Genomic DNA, 18,016 nt, shown 5'->3' with positions numbered 1-18,016 from the left:
GGAGCACAGCGCACATCTATGGCCTAGACGGCACGTACTACGGCTCCATCTCCAATTCGCGGCAGTGCGGTGCCGCGTGAGCCGAGCCGCACACCCGAGCGCAGGCAGCCGACGGCCCACGGCAAGGAGTCAGATGTCTGCATCGTCCAGACGATCCCGGCGGCCGGGCCGCCGTCTCCTGGCCGCGGCTCTCGCGGCTACTGCGCCCGCCACGGTCCTGATCGGTACGGCGCCGACAGCCAATGCCGCAGGTCAGTGCCCGACGGCATCTTACGACGCGATCCAGAACTACAGCTTCCGACAAGGCGTGCCCTGGGCGTCCGGAAACTACCGGTACCAGCGCTACCTCATCAGCGACGGCCACAGCTTCCGGGCCGAGGTCTGGCGAGAGACCACCGGCGGACGTCCTTACGTCTTCACCAGAGACGGCGGTTGTACGTACTACGAGGACAACCTGGACAACGATGACCCGGTCGAGATCGATGAGCTCGCCCCGCAGGTCGGTGCCGGCGTGGACGTCAACGCACCACGGACCAGCAGCAGATGGACGCTGTTCCCCAGTAGCTTCACGCCGATTCGCACGGGCACGGTCCACGTGGGCAAGCCGGTGACGGTGGAGACCCTGCCGAAGTAGCACCCACCGGTGGGGTGAGCCGGGAGCCCGGCCCACCTCACCGGTGCGGCCGCGGCTGCGTCACGCCTCCGGTCGCTCGTGGAAACGGTTCAGGCAGTCGCGGATATCAGTGGCCTCAGGGGCACCCAGCCGTTCGAAGATCGCCAGGGAGTCGGTCCACATCCGGCGGGCCTCGTCGACGTCGTCGCCGGCCGCCAGGACCGCGCCGAGCCCGCCCAGCGCGCGTGCCTTCTCGAAATCGTCGTCGATGCCGGAGCTCACGATCAGCGCGTCGCTGTGATGGCTGCGGGCTCGCTCCACGTCCCCAAGCTTGAAGCTGGCCGTGCCGATGTTGTTGAGCACGCCCGCCTCGAGGTGCCTGTCTCCGATGTCCCGGCTCAGCGCCAGCGCCTCCTCGTAGTGAGTCAGGGCGGCGGCGTGATCACCCAGCGTCGAGAGGACAGTGGCCAGGTTGTCGTTGCCGTAGGCGATCGCCGGCGCATTGGCCAGAGCGCGAGCGAGCTCGAGGCCACGGCCGGCCGACGTGAGGGCGTCCTCGGGCCGGTCGAGCAGCAGCTGCACCTCGGCCAGATTGATCATCCCGGTGGACACGCGATACGTGTCGCCGATCAGTTCTGCCTGCTGGAGTCCGAGTTCGTGGTGGTGGGCGGCTTCGTCGAGCCGGCCGGCTCGGCGCAGCACGATCGCGGTGTTGTCCAGTGCGGTGGCGATACCGACGCCGTCGCCGGCGGCGCGGGCGTACTCACCAGCACGTTGGAACCGTTCGATCGCGTCGTCGAGCCGGCCCTCGTGGACGTCGATGATCGCCAGGGCATTCATCGCCACCCCGGCGCCCCTGACGTCGCCCATGTCGTCGAACACGTTCAGAGCCCGGTGGAGCTGGCGGCTGCCCAGTGCGTTCTCGCTGAGCCTGACCAGGGTCATCCCCAGGTCGAGCCGTGCCCGCGCCGCGGCCGGGCGGTCGCCGGCTGTCGTTGCGTGGTCCAGCGCCATCTGATGCAGCAGCCGTGCCTCGCGGTAATGCCCGAACGTGTTGAGCCACGAGGCGGCGCCCTCGGACAGCTCGACGACCAGGCCGTCACGACCGGTGTCGCTCCCGTGCCCGGCCAGCGTCAAAATGGTCGCGAGATTGGCGGACAGCCAGGTGCGGGCGTCGTCCTCGCTCAGAGCGGGCACCGTGAGCCGCGCGGGGTGCCGTCGCGGCCCTTCGCCCTCGGCCCGGTGAGAAGCGTGATACGCACCCCACACCATGGCGGCGACGTGGTCACACAGTCGAAGCATGGCGTCTCGCCGATCCGCGGGCCGGTCCTCATCGTGCGAACGGTCCAGGGCATAGGTCCGTACCAGTGCGTGCATGGCGTACCGGCCTGGGCGCGGCTGGTCGAGCAGGTGGTGGCGGGTGAGATCGTCGACGTCCCCGCGCACGTCGGCGAGTTCGCGCCCGGTGAGAGCGGCGATCGAGGGCAGGTCGAGGTCGTCGCACGGATGCACGGCCAGCAGGCGGACCACCGCGCGGGCGGAGGCAGGCAGGGCCGAGTACGACAGGTCGAGCGAGGCCCGGACGGCGTCGTCGAGACGGAGCGTGCGGCGCCGCTCGCGCAGGACGGCCACATGGTCCCTCAGCGACCACCCGGGCCGTGCCGCGACCCGGGTGGCGGTCAGGCCGACCGCCAGGGGCAAGCCCCCGGATTCTTCGACGAGGTCAGCGGCGGCATCCGGATCCGCTTCGACCAACTCCGCTCCGGCCACCTGCCGGAGCAGGCTCACCGACTCGTCGGTGGACAGAGCTCCGAGCGCCACCGGGACCGCGCCGATGAGCTCGCTCACCGCGGTCCGGCTGGTGATCAGCACGACGCCATCGTGGGCGTCCGGCAGGAGCGGGCGTACCTGGTCGGCGTCAGCGGCATCGTCGAGAATCACGACACACCTGCGATCCCGCAGCCGTTCGGCGAAAAGGGCAGACCGTCGCTGGCTGTCGGCCGGGATCTGCCGGGCGGGGACGCCGAGGACGCGCAGGCAGGCCGCCATGACGGCGTACGGGTCCGCCGGCGGGCTGTCGCGGTCGAAGCCGCGCAAGTCCGCGACGATAGCGGCGTCCACGTCGCCCCGGTCGACGAGCCGGCGCGCGGCTCGGACGGCCAGCTGGGTCTTCCCAGCGCCTGCCAGGCCCTCGATCGAGAACAGCCGGGGGCCGGTGCCCGCCGCGCCGGAGCTCACGATGAGGTCGACTGCACGGTCGCGACCCACGAACTCGTCGACGGCAGCCGGGAGGTCCGCATGCACGGAGACGACGGTCGCCGCGTCGGCCTGGCGCTGGGCCGCGCTGCACGCACGAACCCACCAGGCACACTCCGACTCGGACGCGCCGAGCGCCCGCACGATGTCGACCACGAGGTCGACGTCGACGCGGCGACGATCAGTGCGGAAGCAGTCGTAGACGGTGGCCCTGGCGGGTCTGCGTTCGGCTGGCGGCACTCCCCTGCCAGCGCGGTGCGCGGCAATTCGCCGCGCGATCTCGGCGTATGAGGGATGGCCGGCCGCCGAGCGCATCGACCGCAGTTCCAGCGCCAGGCGCTCCAGTGTCCAACGACGGTCGGCATCGACGCCGACATCGGCTCCGACGACGGTGGCAGCGTTCTCGCCCGTCCCCTGTAGCCGCCGCGCCACTATGCCCCCTCGTACGCCCTTGATCACCCTAGGCGATCGCCGGGCGCGCGTCACGCTCTGGTGGCCAGTGCGTGCTGGATGTCGCTGGTCCGCTCGTGCAGGCTTCGGTACAGGGGGTAGAGCTTGTCGTACCGCGCCGCGTCGGCTGGGTCGGGCTCGACGGTGATGCCGCCGCCGCTCCACCGGGTATCCCGCTCGGCGGCTCCGACGGCGACGGCGGCCAACTTGGCGTCGCCGTAGGACGCACCAACCGTGACCGCCGGCACCTCCTGCGTCACGCCGGCGACGCTGCTGACGATGCGGGTCCACAGGTCGCCCTTGGTGCCGCCGCCCACGGCGACTACGCGCGACGGCGTCACCCCGGCGGCCGCGAAGGCCTCCAGGTTGTGCCGCACGCCGAACGCGGTCGCCTCCAGCAGCGCACGGTAGACGTGGCCCGGGCCGTGCCGCAGGGTGAGGCCCGCGATGACGCCGCGCGCGTCGGGGTCGGCGAACGGCGTGCGCTCGCCGTCGAAGTACGGCAGCGCGAGCAGCCCGTCGGCACCGGCACCGACGGCGGCCGCGTCCGCGACCAGCGACTCGTACGGCCGGTCCCCCGTGAGCGATCGGAACCAGCCGGTGACGGAGCCGGAGCTGGCCATGCCGCCGGCAAGGGTGTGCAGGCCGGCGTGCTGGCCGACGGTGCCCCACAGGTTGGCGGCGGCGACCGGTGCGGACGTGACCGCGATGAAGAACATCGTGGAGCCGTACATGATCATGACGTCGCCGGGGTGCCGAACATCGACGCTCTCGGCCTCCGCCCAGGCGTCGATGGTCCCGGCGGCGACCGGCGTGCCGGCCCGCAACCCGGTGACGGCCGCGGCGTCGGCGGTGACGGTGCCGGCGATCTCGGCCGGCCAGAGCAGCCGCGGGAGCTCCAGCCCGGGCGCGACGACGTCGGCCCACTCCTCGATCCACTCGCCGCGGCGCCGGTCGTACAGCGGCTGCGCCTGGTTGGCCGAGTGGTGGTCCAGCACGTACTGCCCCGTCAGCCGGTGGACGACGTAGCTGTTGGCCATGAAGAAGTAGCGGGTGCGTGCCCACACCTCGGGCTCGTGGCGGCGCAGCCAGGCCAGCTTGGGCCCGGCCGACTGCGACGACAGCCGCGAACCGCACCGGTCGAGGACGGCGTCGTCGCCCAGCCGCGCCGACAGCTCGGCGGCTTCCCCGACGGCTCGGGTGTCGACGCCGTACAGGATGGCCGGCCGCAGCGGTACGCCGTCGGCGTCCGCGGCCAGCACCGTCGGGCCGATGCCGCTGACGCAGACGGCCTGGATACGGGCTGCGTCGACGGCTCCGGTCAGCCTGCGGCTGAGCTCGCACACGTCGGACCACCACACGCCGTCGGCGTCGTGCTCGACCCAGCCCCGCCGCGGGCGCGCCGTCTCGTGCTCCACGACCTCGACGGCGACCACCTCGCCGTCGACGGTGGCGAGGACGCCCTTGCTGCTGGCCGTCCCGATGTCGATGCCCAGGACGAGTTCGCTCATCACCAGGCGTCCTCACGTGTCACTGGGCAAGCATCCCTGGTGGAGCGGGAACACCGATGCCGGACGTGATCATTCATCAGCGGCCCAGGGGCTCGAAGTCGACGTCGAGCAGCCTGCACACCTGCTTCAGCTCGGCCACGTAGTCGCCCGGGACGGCGTGGATGTGGTTGGCGCCGAACCGGGACAGGAACTCGTCGGCCGGGACCTCCATCCGGGTGAACGCGTGCGGCCACTCGAACGTCGACTGGCGGGCCAAGGACTCGTTGACCTCGTCGCCGTAGTCCTCGAACGCGCCGCGCACCACCTGCATGCGGTAGCGGCCGCTGTGCCGGGTCAGCCGGGCCAGCGTCATGTCGCCCGGCGCCGCGATGTGGTGCACGGACGCCCCGCCTGCTGGGAAGAAGAACACCTCCGGGTAGAGGTGAACCCGGCGCAGGTTCTCGGCCGGGTCGTCGCTGCGGGCGGCGTACCAGGTGGCGTGCTGGCCGGAGTTGGCGAGATCCCAGATGTCGCGGTCGGCGTGGTAGTGCCGCACGTCGGCGAACAGCACCGGGTCACCGGAGATCAGCTTGAGGATCTGCATGGTCAGCGCGGCGTCCATGTCCGACTCCGTCGCCGTGACATGGGTCGGCTTCGGACCCTCCCAGTCGTAGGGGTCGTTGAGGAACGCCTCGGTGATGTCCATGGTGGTGAAGTGCGTGGTCAGCTCCGGCTGGCCCTTGATGCCGGAGAAGTCGAGGTTCCACTCGTCGATGAGCTCTCGGACGGCGTGGTAGGAGCGGATCTGCCGCTCGAGCACCTCGGGCGTGAGCTGCTTGCCGTCGTAGTGGACGTTGGCGTGCTTCTCCAGCCATTCCCGGCCTTCCCTGGCCCGGGTGGACGACACCAGCTCGGACCGCCGCACGATCTCCCACTGGTCGATCTCCTCGACATCGACGCCGAAGGTCGACAGCCACTGGTCGGTGTTCGCGACGGCGGTGTACATGCCCATCGGGCGGCCACCGAACCGGCCGAACGTGCTGCCCCTCAGGCCGCCGACCGCCTGGGCGGCACGCACGTGCACCAGCAGGCGTTCCAGTGTGGCCGGGTCGGCGACGTCGCCCCAGACCCGGCCGTGCACCCGGCCGATCTGGTCCAACGCGCCGCCGGCTGCCAGCATGCCGACCATGCCCGGCTGCACCGGGTCGATGTTCGACAGCAGCACCAGGGGGCCCGGCGTGGAGTCGGCGGCCAGCATGGAGAAGTGCGGGAAGGCCCAGACGGAGTAGTTGAAGATGGTCAGGTCCGGGCGCGATTCCGCGACGAGACGGGCCTGGCTGGTGGCCAGCTCGTTGGTGCTCACCAGCTCCGGCGCGCGCACCACCTCGTGCCCGGCACCCTCCAGGGCCGTGACGATGGCATCCTCCGACGACCGTGCCCAATCCGCGATGTCGCGATGGACGAAGTCTCGGCCGTCGGAGATCGTCAACACACCGATACGCGCCACGGTGGCACTCCCATCGTTCTCGAACCATCTAGAAATCGATTGCTGACACGCTAGGTGAGGCCCCCTGCGATGTCAACGACGGCGCCGCCGCTCGCACGGCGATGGTCCTGCAATGACGGCTTTTGTCCTGTGCAGAGTGTTGACCGGCACGTGACGTGTGGTTAACCTCTCGGCCACAGCAAGTAATCGATTGCTGAGAGGAGTGGCCGTGCCACCTCCCCCTGCGACACCCCCCGCCGGGCCGCTGTCCCGGCGCCGATTTCTCGGCCTCACCGCGGGCCTGACCAGCTCCGTCGCACTGCCGAGCATGCTGAGCGGCTGCGGCGGCACTGCCTCGGCATCCGCACCGCTGCAGTTCTGGAATTTCTACGCGCCGGCCCCCAACGAGGACCCCGTCGTCATCGCTCGAGCGGCGTGGATGCAGGACACCGTCGACCGCTGGAACGCCGAGAACGAGCAGCAGATCGAGCTGGTCTACGCGCCCGTCCTCGGCAGTCAGAAGCTGGGCACCGCGTTCTCCGCGGGCGAGGGCCCGGACATCTTCCTGATCAGCCCGGGAGACATCGCCCGCTACCTCAACGGGAACGTCCTGGCCGACCTCACCCCGCATCTGAGCCAGGAGGCCATCGACGACTTCTACCCCGACAACCTGGCCACCCGGATGGTGGGCGACCGTGTCTATGCCCTGCCCATGGAGATCGAGCCGCTGGCGCTCTTCTACAACCGCGAGGCGTTCCAGCGAGCAGGACTGTCCGAGGGCGACCTGCCGGCCACCTGGGACGACCTGCTGTCCGTCACCGACCGCCTCCTGTCGGCCGGAGAGGGCGGGTTCGTGGTCCCGACCGCGCAGGACTACTACCAGAACTTCGTCTGGTACCCGTGGATGTGGCAGGGCGGCGGCGAGGTCGTCGACGGCTCCCGCAGCGGCTTCGACTCCCCGGCCGCCGTCAACGCGCTGCGACTGTGGAAGGACGCCGTCGAGGAGGGCCTCACCCCGCGCGTCCCACCGGCCTCCGACGACATCGTCACCTCCTTCGGCGAGGGCTACGCGTCCATCTGGCAGACCGGCATCTGGGCCATCCAGGACTTCGAACGCAAGGCGCCCGACTTCGACTACGGCGTCATCCCGCTACCCGTTCCCGACGGCGGCGAGCCGGCCACCGTCCTGGGTGGCTGGGCCTTCGCCGCCAACGCGCTGGGCCGCAACCCGGACGAAGCGGCCCGGTTCTGCGCCTGGGCGCTGGGCTCCATGGACGACGACGGCATCGCCCGGGTCGCCAACTGGTGCACCGACGCCAAGCGCGACATCTCCCCGCGCCGCAGCAGCCTGGAGGACGGCAGCCAGGCCGGCGGCTACGACAGCGAGCACATGCGCCTGTTCCGCGACGAGATCTTCCCCACCGGCCGCGGCGAGCCACGCTACCCACCGGTCATCTACAAGGCGGTGTCCGACGCCATCCAGTCCTGCCAGCTGGCCGGAGGCGACCCCGAGGACCAGGCGGCCACCGCGGCGCAGGCCATCGATGCCTACCTCACCACGTACGAGGGGGTAGACCTGGCATGAGCACTCCCACCACGAGCCCGGCGGAGCCCACCGCCCCCGCCGGCGCACACCGAGCCCGCGGCGGCGGCACTCCCGACGCCAGCACCCGCACCGCGCGGGAACGGCGCGAACGACGTGCCGCCTATCTGTTCATGGCCCCCAACCTCATCGGGCTGACGATCTTCGTCGCGATCCCGATGGTGCTCTCCATCATCCTGGCGTTCTTCCGCGTCGACGGGTTCGGCGGCTACGACTTCGTCGGCCTGGCGAACTTCGAGCGGATGTTCGCCGACCCGTACTTCCTCGCCAGCCTCGGGCGCACCCTCGTCTACCTGGTGGTCCTGGTGCCCGGGCTGTTCCTGTCCGGCCTCGGCCTGGCGCTGCTGGTGCGGCACAAGTTCCCGCTGGTCGGATTGTTCCGCACCGCGCTGTTCGCCCCCAACGTCGTCAGCCTCGTCGTCGTCGCGCTCATCTGGCAGTTCCTGCTGACCGACGACGTCGGCTTCATCGCCCGGGTCCTCGCCCGCGTCGGGCTCACTGCACCGTCGTGGCTGGGCGATCCGACGTTCGCGCTGCCCACGGTCATGATCATCACGATCTGGTTCTCCATGGGCTACTACATGCTCATCTTCCTGGCCGGTCTCCAGGACATCCCGCGCGAGTACTACGAGGTGGCCAGCCTCGACGGCGCCGGTCCGTGGACGACGTTCCGCAACATCACCTGGCCGCTGCTGAAACCGACCAGCTTCTTCATCCTGCTCACGTCGACGATCGCGGTGATGACCGGCGGCCTGGACCTGCTGGTGATCCTGACCGGCGGCGGCCCGGCCAACTCGACCACGCTGGTCATCTACTACGTCTACCAACAGGCATTCGTGTACGGGGAGTTCGGTTACGCCGCGGCGATCGGGTCGTTCATCGTGCTGATCCTGCTGGCGTGGTCGGCGCTGCTGTTCGCCGTCACCAAGGGAGGCCGATTCAGCCATGCCCAGTGAGACCGCCGCCCTCCCCCGTCCGGCCGGGTCCGCCGCGGCCTCGTCGGAACCACGCCGGCGCATGTCCCGGCGGCGCAGGAAGTCCTCCACGCTCTTCGTCGTCGTCGGCGTCATCACCATCCTGACGGTGTTCCCGCTGGTGTGGATGGTGACCAGCTCGTTCAAGGGCGCCGACGAGGTGCTCAGCACCAACCTGCTGCCGTCGGCCCCCACCGTCGACAACTTCGACTACGTGTTCACCGCCGCCCCGTTCGGCCGGTACCTGTTCAACAGCTTCGTGGTGTCGGTGACGGTGACGGTGGCCGCGCTGTTCTTCCACTCCATGGCCGCCTACGCGCTGGCCCGGCTGAAGTTCCCCGGCCGCGACGCGATCTTCCTGGGCATCTTCTCGACCCTGCTGGTCACCGGGCCGGTGGTGCTGGTGCCGCTGTTCCTGGTGGTGCACCGCCTGGGACTGCTCAACAGCTACGCCGGGCTGATCCTGCCGGCCATCTTCAGCGCGTACGGCATCTTCCTGCTGCGGCAGTTCTACCTGTCCATTCCGGCCGAGCTGGAGGAGGCGGCGGTACTGGACGGCTGTGGGTACTGGCGCATCTACTGGTCGATCATCCTGCCGCTGAGCCGGTCCATCTTCGCCGCGCTGGCCGTGCTGTTCTTCCTGGCCAACTGGAACGCGTTCCTGTGGCCCCTGGTGGCGACGACGGACTCGGACCTGCAGGTGGTGCAGCTGGGCATCGCCAGCTTCCAGGACCAGAACAGCGCCGACTGGCAGTACGTGCTGGCCGCGGCCACGATCGCGGCGATACCCACGCTGATCGCGTTCGCCATCTTCCAGCGCAGAATCGTGGAGTCCATCAAGACCTCGGGCCTGAAGTGAACGGCGCCCGGTGACGCACAACCAGCTAGACGAAGGAGACGACCTTGCTCGACGACCCGATCGGCCTGGAATCCCTGTCCCGCCGCTCGTCCCGCGTCAGCCGCTCCATCAGCGCGGAGAACCCCACCGGCGAGAAGGGCCGCGGCGGGATGGCGACCGAGGGCACCGGCGCCCGTGCGGCCGGCGACCTCGGCCAGGGCTGGAAGATCTCGCCCAGCATCCACATCCCGGCCGGCGAGACCGCGGTCCTGGGCGAGATCGGCGGCCCGGGGGTGATCAAGCACATCTGGTGCACCACCGCGCCGCACCGCGCCTGGCGGGGCACCATCCTGCGGATGTACTGGGACGGCGAGCAGGTGCCGGCCGTCGAGGTGCCGCTCGGCGACCTCTTCTGCAACGGCTGGAACACGTTCAGCCAGGTCTCCTCACTGGCCGTGGCCGCGAACCCGAACGGCGGCTTCAACGCCTACTGGCCGATGCCGTTCCGCCGCTCGGCCCGCCTGACGCTGGAGAACGTGTCCGCCGAAGAGGTGGTTCTCTACTACCAGATCGACTACGAGCTCGGCGACGTCGCGGACGACGCGTCGTACCTGCACGCGCACTGGCGGCGCAGCCACCCGGTGCCGCGCGGCGAGGTGCACACCATCCTCGACCGCGTCGAGGGCAGCGGCCACTACGTCGGGACCTACCTGGCCTGGGCCACCAACGACCCCGGCTGGTGGGGCGAGGGCGAGGTCAAGTTCTTCCTGGACGGTGACGTCGAGTTCCCCACTATCTGCGGCACCGGCACGGAGGACTACTTCGGCGGCGCCTGGAACTTCGACGTCCCGGGGCAGGGCTACACCCCCTTCACCACGCCGTACCTGGGCCTCAACCAGGTGCTGCGACCGGACGGTCTCTACGCCAGCCAGCAACGCTTCGGCATGTACCGCTGGCACATCCCGGACCCGATCCGGTTCACCGAGAACCTCCGGGTCACCGTCCAAAGCCTCGGCATCGGGCCCGGGCACCACAACGGGCTCGCGCACCGGTACCGGCCCACCAGCGACGACCTCGCCTCGACCGCGCTGTTCTACCTGGACGCGCCGTCGCTGCCGAACCGGCCGCCCGCGCCGGACCTGCTGACCATGGAGGTGAACTGACCGATGTGCCGCACTGCCCGGACCGGTTCGGCGAGCTTCACCGCCATCGCCGACCGGGAGGTGTATGACGGATAGTGACCGGGGTGCGCCGAGGCCCATAGGGCGGAAGTCGATGAGAAATCGATTCCACGATCGTCTAGGATGATCGGGCCCATGTCGACGGTGCAGGAGAGGGGCACGGGGTGGTCACCATCTACGATGTGGCGCGCCACGCCGGCGTCTCCGCGGCGACGGTCTCGCGCGTCCTCAACGGGCATGCCAAGGTCGACCCCGTGCTGGCCGAGCGGGTCACCACGTCGGTCTCTGAGCTCGGGTACCGCCGCAACGCCGTCGCCCGCAACCTGCGCAAGAGCCGCACCAGCCTGTGGGCCGTCATCATCTCCGACGTCGAGAACCCGTTCTTCACCTCGATGGTCCGTGGGGTCGAGGACATCGCACTGGCCGCCGGGTACTCCGTCGTGCTCTGCAACAGCGACGAGAACCCGGAGAAGGAGTCCAACTACATCCTCGCCGCGCTGAGCGAGCAGATGGCCGGCGTCATCATCTCCCCGTCGTCCAACCGGGTCGACGACGTCAAGCTGCTGCTCGACTCCGGCTGCCCGGTGGTCGTCATCGACCGCGAACTGCACGGCCTGCGCACCGACACCGTCCTCGTCGACAACGAGCACGGCGCCGAGCAGGCCACCGCCCACCTGATCGACCAGGGGTACCGGCGCATCGCGTGCATCGGCGGTCCCCGCTGGCTCAGCACCGCCACCTACCGCTACGACGGTTACCGGCGAGCCCTGGGCGCGGCGGGCCTGCCGCTGGACGAATCGCTGGTCCGGTTCGCCGACTTCCGCGAACGGGGCGGCTACGACGCAATGGCCTCACTCCTGGACGACGATGCCGCGCCGGACGCCCTGTTCGCGGCCAACAACCTGATGACCGTCGGCGCCATGGAGTGCTTGGTCCAGCGCGAGCTCACGGTGCCCTCCGACATCGCCGTCGTCGGCTTCGACACCATCCCCTGGGCCGACCTCATCCGGCCGACGCTGACCACGGTGTCCCAGCCGGCCTACGACGTCGGGCGGCAGGCGGCGCAGCTGCTCTCCCGACGGCTCTCCAAGCCCGACGCCGACACCACCCACGTCGTGCTGCCGACCGAGCTGCAGATCCGGGCCAGCTCCACCCGCCGCTGACCCGCTCTTCCCTTGATCATCGGCGATCCACCCCGTCATAGCGGGGTCGAATGCCGATGATCATGGGGAGGAGGGCTGGGCGTTGACGGGTCCAGCGCACCGACTCTAGGCTGGAAATCGATTTCTCACCTGCTTGGCGACACCGCCGGCGAAGGAGGCCCGCATGAGAGTCCAGCTGCTCGCCGCAACCGGAGCCGTCGCCTTGTTGCTGGTGGCGTCGTCCGCGATGGCCTCAGACGGCGTGCCCCACGCGGAGCGGAACCCCGCACCGTCGCGGGCCGAACCGACATCCGCGGTCACGGCCGACCCTGCAGTGCCGGTCGCACGCCTCACCGGCGCCGGCTCCGTCAACCACACCGCCGCCCGCTACCAGGTCCACGGCACCGATCTCGGGATCATCTGGGACAACGGCGCCGGCGAGGTACTCATGGCGTTCGGCGACACCTACGGCGAGGGCTGGGGCGGCAACGGCGCCGGGCCGCGCGACGCCGACTGGCGATGCAACGTGCTGGCCCGCTCGTCCGACACCGACCTCGCCGACGGCATGACGTTCGACACCATGGTCCAGGACCGGCCCGGCCACGCCGGGCAGCTGCTCGACTGCAAGCAGGTCAACAACGACGAGGAGACCGTCATCCCCACCGCGGGCGTCACGGTCGACGGCCGCAGCTACCTGCACTACATGTCGGTGCACCATTGGGGCCCGCCCGGGCAGTGGTTCACCAACCACGCGGGCATCGCCTACTCCGACGACAACGGCGAGACGTGGACGAAGGACCCGGACGCGGTCTGGACGAACACGCCGGAGTGGAGCAGCGCGTTCCAGCTGGCCGCCTTCGCCCGGCACGGCGGACACGTGTACCTGTTCGGCACGCCGAACGGCCGGTTCGGCGACGCGCACCTCGCCCGGGTACCGGCCGGGAAGGTCCTGGACAAGGACGCGTACCGGTACTGGAACGGCTCCGGGTGGTCGCCGGACGAAGCCACGGCCGCGCCGGTGGCGGCCGGCACGGTGGGCGAGCTGTCAGTGCAGTACAACGAGTACACCGGCCGCTGGCTGATGACGTATCTCGACGAGTCCCGCGCGGCCATCGTGCTGCGCGACGCGCCCCGGCCCACTGGGCCGTGGAGCAACGAGCAGGTGATCGTCAGCGGCAGCGAGTACCCGGCGCTGTACGGAGCGTTCCTGCACCCGTGGTCGAGTGGCCCGGACCTCTACTTCGCCATGACCCAGTGGGCGCCGTACAACGTCACGCTGATGCGCACGTCCCTCAGCGTGCCGCCTCGATGACGACGTCGAAACCGGCGCCGTCGTGGTCGCCGCCGAGCTCGCGAAGCCAGACGCAGATCCCGGTCCCGGTGTCCAGCGCGACCTCGAAGACGTCGGGGTAGGCCCGCCGCGGCGGCACCGGCCCGCCTTCATCGCGCAGGAGCCAAGCGACCACCTCTCCGTCGAGCAGGGCGCAGCAGGTGCAGCGCGGGCTGTACGACGGGGTCGGGCGCACGGTCGCCTCGACCGTGGGACGGCCGGCACGGGTCCCGGCGGTCAGTGCGAGCACGTCCAGAGCGGGCACGTCGGGCGACGGGGGTCCGTCCGGCGGCGCACCGTCGGCCAGCTCGACCGGGTCGAGCATGACCACCCACAGGTAGTTGACGTGCATCGGGTCGTCGTAGATCACGGAGAAGTCCGTGGGCCGCGCGGCGACCAGGCCGTCGGGACGGCGCACCGGTGGCGGCGCGTCCGGGTCCTGCGGGAAGTGGTACTCAGGCTGCGCGAGCTCCGTCGGCGGCGCCCCGTTCGAGCCTGCCGTACTGACCGCGAAGACGCCCCGGTCGGTGCGCTCGCGGCGGGACTCGTCGTACGACGTGACGCGGCCGGACTCGCCCTCGACCCGCATCCGGCCGGGACGATCGATCCACGCCCGGACGGTCTCAGTGGGATGCCGCGCTCTGCGAACGATCAGGTGACCATGCGGCCGGGTTTCACCGCCAAAGTGCACCTGATCGTTCGGCATCCACATCACGGACATGATCAGGTGGCGTCCGGACCCTCTGTCGGTGCGCATTCGTCACCTGATCGCCCCCGTGGGAACGATCAGGTGACGAATCGGAGATCAGGTGACAGAACCTCAGGCGAGGCGCTTGGAGAGGTTCTCGTCGAGGGTCGCGAGGAACTCCTCGGTGGTCTGCCACTGCTGGTCCTGACCGACCAGGAGGGCGAGGTCCTTCGTCATGGCGCCGGACTCGACCGTCTTCACCACGACGTCCTCGAGGGCCTCGGCGAAACCGGTGACCTCGGGGGTGTTGTCGAGCTTGCCGCGGTGCTTGAGGCCGCCGGTCCAGGCGTAGATGGAGGCGATCGGGTTGGTGGAGGTCGGCTTGCCGGCCTGGTGCTGCCGGTAGTGCCGGGTGACGGTGCCGTGCGCGGCCTCCGCCTCGACCGTCTTGCCGTCCGGGGTCATGAGCACCGAGGTCATCAGGCCCAGCGAGCCGAAGCCCTGCGCGACGGTGTCGGACTGGACGTCGCCGTCGTAGTTCTTGCAGGCCCAGACGTAGCCGCCCTCCCACTTCATCGCCGCGGCGACCATGTCGTCGATGAGGCGGTGCTCGTAGGTCAGCCCGGCCTTCTCGAAGTCGGCCTTGAACTCCCGCTCGAAGACGTCGGCGAAGATGTCCTTGAAGGCGCCGTCGTAGGCCTTGAGGATGGTGTTCTTCGTCGACATGTAGACGGGGTAGCCGCGCTGCAGGCCGTAGGAGAACGACGCCCGGGCGAAGTCCTCGATCGACTTGTTGAAGTTGTACATGCCCATGACGACACCGCCGTCGTCGGGCATCCGGACGACCTCGTGCTCGATCGGCTGCGAGCCGTCGGCGGGGGTGTAGGTGATGGTCACCGTGCCGGCGCCCGGCACCTTGAAGTTGGTGGACTTGTACTGGTCACCGTGGGCGTGGCGGCCGATGATGATCGGCTTGGTCCAGCCCGGGACCAGCCGCGGGATGTTCGAGATGATGATCGGCTCGCGGAAGACCACGCCGCCGAGAATGTTGCGGATGGTGCCGTTCGGCGACACCCACATCTTCTTCAGGCCGAACTCCTCCACCCGCGCCTCGTCCGGCGTGATGGTGGCGCACTTGACGCCGACGCCGTGTTCCTTGATGGCGTTGGCGGCGTCGACCGTCACCTGGTCGTCGGTGGCGTCGCGGTGCTGGATCGACAGGTCGTAGTAGCGCAGGTCGACGTCGAGGTACGGGTGGATCAGGCGATCCTTGATGAAGGACCAGATGATCCGCGTCATTTCGTCGCCGTCGAGCTCGACTACGGGCCCGGCTACCTTGATCTTCGCCATGGTGTCAGTGCTCCTGAGTGTGAGGGTGTCTCGACGTCAAGATAACAGACCGAGGTGACGGGCCTCAGATCAGGCCCAGGGCGGCGACGGCATCGCGTTCCTCGGTGAGTTCCTGGACAGAGGCGTCGATGCGGCCACGGGAGAAGTCGTTGATCTCGAGGCCCTGGACGATCTCCCACGCGCCGCCCCGCGAGACCACCGGGAACGACGAGATCAGGCCCTCGGGCACGCCGTACGAGCCGTCCGACGGAATGGCCGCCGACGTCCAGGTGCCCTCGGCGGTGCCGTTGACCCAGTCGTAGACGTGGTCGATGGCCGCGTTCGCCGCCGACGCCGCGGACGAGGCGCCGCGAGCTTCGATGATGGCCGCGCCGCGCTTGGCGACGGTCGGGATGAAGTCCTCAGCCAGCCAGGCTTCGTCGACCAGCTCACTGGCCGGCTTGCCGGCGACCTCGGCGTGGAAGACGTCGGGGTACTGGGTGGCGGAGTGGTTCCCCCAGATCGTCAGCTTCGAGATGTCGGCGACGCCGACGCCCAGCTTGGCCGACAGCTGCGACAGCGCCCGGTTGTGGTCGAGGCGGGTCATCGCGGTGAACCGCTCGGCCGGGACGTCCGGCGCGTGCGACCGGGCGATCAGCGCGTTGGTGTTGGCCGGGTTGCCCACGACGAGCACTCGCACGTCGGACGCCGCGCCCGCGTTGATGGCCTCGCCCTGCGGCTTGAAGATGCCGCCGTTGGCCTCCAGCAGGTCGCCGCGCTCCATGCCCTTCGTCCGCGGCCGCGCCCCGACCAGCAGAGCGACGTCGACGCCGTCGAACGCCGTGCGCGGGTCGTCGGTGATGTCGATGCCGGACAGCAGCGGGAACGCGCAGTCGTCGAGCTCCATGGCGGTGCCCTCGGCCGCCTTCACCGCCTGCGGGATCTCCAGCAACCGCAGCCGCACCGGGGTGTCGGGACCGAGCAACTGCCCCGACGCCACCCGGAACAGCAGCGCGTAGCCGATCTGACCGGCCGCGCCGGTGACGGTGACGGTGACTGGGGCCTTGGCCATGACAACTTCTCCTCGATGAGTGAACGCGGCGCCGCAACTACGGACGTCTGCGATGCTACGAGAGGCGCCGGTGCGGGTCAGGACGGGGGCGGCACGATGAGGCAGGCGATGAGCGTCCCGGCGCCGAGGAACCCCAGCGTCAGGATGTCGAGGAACCGGGAGCGCAGTTTCAGCAGCCCGGCCACCTCACTGGGCAGCACCGCGCGCAGGAACGCGGCCAGGCACACTCCGCCGGCCATGATGAACGTGCCGCGACGGAAGTGATCGTCGGCGACGACCACCGCGCCGATGGCGATGACCAGAAGCACCAGCAGCAGCGGCCACTGCCGGAACACCGCCCGCAACCAGCTTGCGGGGGTCAGCCTGCGCTCGGCGGCCTGGGCCCACCGGCTCGTGGCGGGGGCCCGGTGGTTTCCGGACCGCGTGTTCACCGTTGCGAGATCTCCACCCAGCGCTGGTCCTGCGGGCCCGTGTAGTCGCTGTCGGGCCGGATGAGGCGGTTGTCCTCGTGCTGCTCGATGACGTGGGCGGTCCAGCCGCTCATCCGCGAGATGGCGAACACCGGCGTGAACAGGTCGGTCGGGATGCCCAGCGCGTGGTAGACGCTGGCGGCGAAGAAGTCGACGTTCGGGTACAGGCCCTTGGCGTCGAGCACCACCTGCTCCATGCGGCGGGAGAACTCGTAGTAGCGGCGGTTGCCGGTGAGGTCGGCCAGTTCCTCGCTCATCTTGCGCAGGTGGGTGGCGCGTGGGTCCTCGGTCTTGTAGACCCGGTGCCCGAAGCCCATGATCTTGCGGCCGGCGTCGAGCTCGGCCCGGACGAACGCGTCGACGTCGTCGACGTCTCCGTCGATGGACGTCAGCGTCTTCATGACGGCCTCGTTGGCGCCGCCGTGCAGCGGGCCACGCAGCGCACCCATGGCCCCGGTGATGGCCGAGTGCATGTCGGACAGGGTGGCGGCGATAACCCGGGCGGTGAACGTGGAGGCGTTCATGGTGTGGTCGGCGTGCAGCACGAGGCACTCGTCGAAGATCTCCGCCGCCCGCGCTGCCGGCCGCTCACCGGTGATCTGCAGCAGGAAGGCGCCGGCGATGCCGAGCTCCGGGTCCGGGTCCGGCACCTCACGCCCGCTGCGCTGGGCCTCGTATGCCGCCACCAGCATCGGCAGCTGCGCCACCAGCCGGGTGGCCTTGCGCCGGTCGGCCTCGATGGACGCGTCCGCGGCGTCGGGGTCGTCGATGGCCAGCGACGACACCAGGGTGCGCAGCGCCTCCATCGGCGTCCCGCTCTGCACCACATGCGGCAGCAGCGTCATCGCCACCGAACCGTACTGCCGGCCCTCGAACAACTCCCTCGTCAGGCCATCGAGCTCGGCCTGAGTGGGCAGCGAACCACGCTGGAGCAGGTGGACGCACTCCTCGAACGAGATGCGCCCGGCGATGTCGTGGATGTCGTAACCGCGGTAGGACAGCCGTCCTTCTCGCCCGTCGATGTCGGAGATCGACGTGGACGCTGCCACGACGTCGGCGAGGCCGCGCGGAGACTTCTCGGCCATGTACTGGGT

At 69.8% G+C, this 18,016-nt stretch carries 15 protein-coding genes; 7 read left to right on the top strand and 8 right to left on the bottom strand.

Annotated elements, in window-relative coordinates; genetic code table 11:
* Positions 1 to 307 precede the first annotated feature (307 nt).
* Positions 308 to 634 (top strand): hypothetical protein, encoded by a 327-nt coding sequence (locus JIAGA_RS0105115; protein WP_026874837.1) that lies wholly within the window; start codon positions 308 to 310, stop codon positions 632 to 634.
* Between the two features lie 60 nt (positions 635 to 694).
* Here JIAGA_RS0105115 and JIAGA_RS0105110 read toward each other — a convergent pair whose 3' ends face one another.
* The 3 genes from JIAGA_RS0105110 to JIAGA_RS0105100 form a co-directional block, all read right to left on the bottom strand.
* Complete coding sequence (locus JIAGA_RS0105110; RefSeq protein ID WP_026874836.1) at positions 695 to 3,301, bottom strand: tetratricopeptide repeat protein; 2,607 nt, start codon at positions 3,299 to 3,301, stop codon at positions 695 to 697.
* 50 nt (positions 3,302 to 3,351) lie between these two features.
* Positions 3,352 to 4,830, bottom strand: coding sequence for an FGGY-family carbohydrate kinase (locus JIAGA_RS0105105; protein ID WP_026874835.1), 1,479 nt, complete (start codon positions 4,828 to 4,830; stop codon positions 3,352 to 3,354).
* A 76-nt stretch (positions 4,831 to 4,906) separates the two neighbouring features.
* Positions 4,907 to 6,316, bottom strand: coding sequence for an L-fucose/L-arabinose isomerase family protein (locus tag JIAGA_RS0105100; RefSeq protein WP_026874834.1), 1,410 nt, complete (start codon positions 6,314 to 6,316; stop codon positions 4,907 to 4,909).
* Between the two features lie 208 nt (positions 6,317 to 6,524).
* On the opposite strand from JIAGA_RS0105100, the gene JIAGA_RS0105095 reads away from it, so the two are divergent.
* From JIAGA_RS0105095 to JIAGA_RS27635, 6 genes are all read left to right on the top strand, one after another.
* Positions 6,525 to 7,880, top strand: coding sequence for an ABC transporter substrate-binding protein (locus JIAGA_RS0105095; RefSeq protein WP_211239518.1), 1,356 nt, complete (start codon positions 6,525 to 6,527; stop codon positions 7,878 to 7,880).
* Positions 7,877 to 8,854 (top strand): carbohydrate ABC transporter permease, encoded by a 978-nt coding sequence (locus tag JIAGA_RS27640; protein WP_035812113.1) that lies wholly within the window; start codon positions 7,877 to 7,879, stop codon positions 8,852 to 8,854. The genes JIAGA_RS0105095 and JIAGA_RS27640 overlap by 4 nt, the downstream gene beginning before the upstream one ends.
* Positions 8,844 to 9,731: a carbohydrate ABC transporter permease gene (locus tag JIAGA_RS0105085; RefSeq protein ID WP_026874832.1), complete on the top strand. Its 888-nt coding sequence runs from the start codon at positions 8,844 to 8,846 to the stop codon at positions 9,729 to 9,731. The genes JIAGA_RS27640 and JIAGA_RS0105085 overlap by 11 nt, the downstream gene beginning before the upstream one ends.
* Positions 9,732 to 9,775: 44 nt before the next feature.
* Positions 9,776 to 10,873: a glycoside hydrolase family 172 protein gene (locus JIAGA_RS0105080; protein WP_211239517.1), complete on the top strand. Its 1,098-nt coding sequence runs from the start codon at positions 9,776 to 9,778 to the stop codon at positions 10,871 to 10,873.
* 182 nt (positions 10,874 to 11,055) lie between these two features.
* Entirely contained in the window at positions 11,056 to 12,054 is a 999-nt protein-coding gene (locus tag JIAGA_RS0105075) for a substrate-binding domain-containing protein (RefSeq protein WP_026874830.1), read from the top strand.
* Between the two features lie 163 nt (positions 12,055 to 12,217).
* A complete protein-coding gene (locus JIAGA_RS27635) occupies positions 12,218 to 13,345 on the top strand; it encodes a glycoside hydrolase family 183 protein (RefSeq protein WP_084469473.1) in 1,128 nt (375 codons plus the stop codon).
* Here the strand turns inward: JIAGA_RS27635 and JIAGA_RS32775 are convergent.
* The 5 genes from JIAGA_RS32775 to JIAGA_RS0105045 form a co-directional block, all read right to left on the bottom strand.
* On the bottom strand, positions 13,326 to 13,952 hold the full coding sequence (locus tag JIAGA_RS32775) for a hypothetical protein (RefSeq protein ID WP_051425741.1): 627 nt from the start codon (positions 13,950 to 13,952) through the stop codon (positions 13,326 to 13,328). The genes JIAGA_RS27635 and JIAGA_RS32775 overlap by 20 nt on opposite strands.
* Positions 13,953 to 14,183: 231 nt before the next feature.
* Complete coding sequence (locus JIAGA_RS0105060; protein WP_026874829.1) at positions 14,184 to 15,401, bottom strand: NADP-dependent isocitrate dehydrogenase; 1,218 nt, start codon at positions 15,399 to 15,401, stop codon at positions 14,184 to 14,186.
* 64 nt (positions 15,402 to 15,465) lie between these two features.
* Positions 15,466 to 16,452, bottom strand: a complete 987-nt coding sequence (locus tag JIAGA_RS0105055; RefSeq protein WP_026874828.1) for a malate dehydrogenase — start codon at positions 16,450 to 16,452, stop codon at positions 15,466 to 15,468.
* A gap of 77 nt (positions 16,453 to 16,529) precedes the next feature.
* On the bottom strand, positions 16,530 to 16,883 hold the full coding sequence (locus JIAGA_RS27625; protein ID WP_211239515.1) for a DUF3017 domain-containing protein: 354 nt from the start codon (positions 16,881 to 16,883) through the stop codon (positions 16,530 to 16,532).
* The gene (locus JIAGA_RS0105045; protein WP_026874827.1) at positions 16,880 to 18,007 is read right to left on the bottom strand and encodes a citrate/2-methylcitrate synthase; all 1,128 of its coding nucleotides are present in this window, start codon (positions 18,005 to 18,007) and stop codon (positions 16,880 to 16,882) included. The genes JIAGA_RS27625 and JIAGA_RS0105045 overlap by 4 nt, the downstream gene beginning before the upstream one ends.
* Between the last annotated feature and the right edge of the window lie 9 nt (positions 18,008 to 18,016).

Source organism: Jiangella gansuensis DSM 44835 (assembly GCF_000515395.1).
Taxonomy (GTDB): Bacteria; Actinomycetota; Actinomycetes; order Jiangellales; family Jiangellaceae; genus Jiangella; species Jiangella gansuensis.
The sequence above is the reverse complement of the archived record's forward strand: the minus strand, read 5'-3'. Positions and strand labels throughout refer to the sequence as shown.

Coding starts and splice junctions, on each gene's coding strand:
- JIAGA_RS0105085 (WP_026874832.1), top strand. CDS start 8,844: ATGCCCAGTGAGACCGCCGCCCTCCCCCGTCCGGCCGGGTCCGCCGCG.
- JIAGA_RS27640 (WP_035812113.1), top strand. CDS start 7,877: ATGAGCACTCCCACCACGAGCCCGGCGGAGCCCACCGCCCCCGCCGGC.
- JIAGA_RS32775 (WP_051425741.1), bottom strand. CDS start 13,952: ATGCGGGTCGAGGGCGAGTCCGGCCGCGTCACGTCGTACGACGAGTCC.
- JIAGA_RS0105055 (WP_026874828.1), bottom strand. CDS start 16,452: ATGGCCAAGGCCCCAGTCACCGTCACCGTCACCGGCGCGGCCGGTCAG.
- JIAGA_RS27635 (WP_084469473.1), top strand. CDS start 12,218: ATGAGAGTCCAGCTGCTCGCCGCAACCGGAGCCGTCGCCTTGTTGCTG.
- JIAGA_RS0105045 (WP_026874827.1), bottom strand. CDS start 18,007: ATGGCCGAGAAGTCTCCGCGCGGCCTCGCCGACGTCGTGGCAGCGTCC.
- JIAGA_RS0105060 (WP_026874829.1), bottom strand. CDS start 15,401: ATGGCGAAGATCAAGGTAGCCGGGCCCGTAGTCGAGCTCGACGGCGAC.
- JIAGA_RS0105105 (WP_026874835.1), bottom strand. CDS start 4,830: ATGAGCGAACTCGTCCTGGGCATCGACATCGGGACGGCCAGCAGCAAG.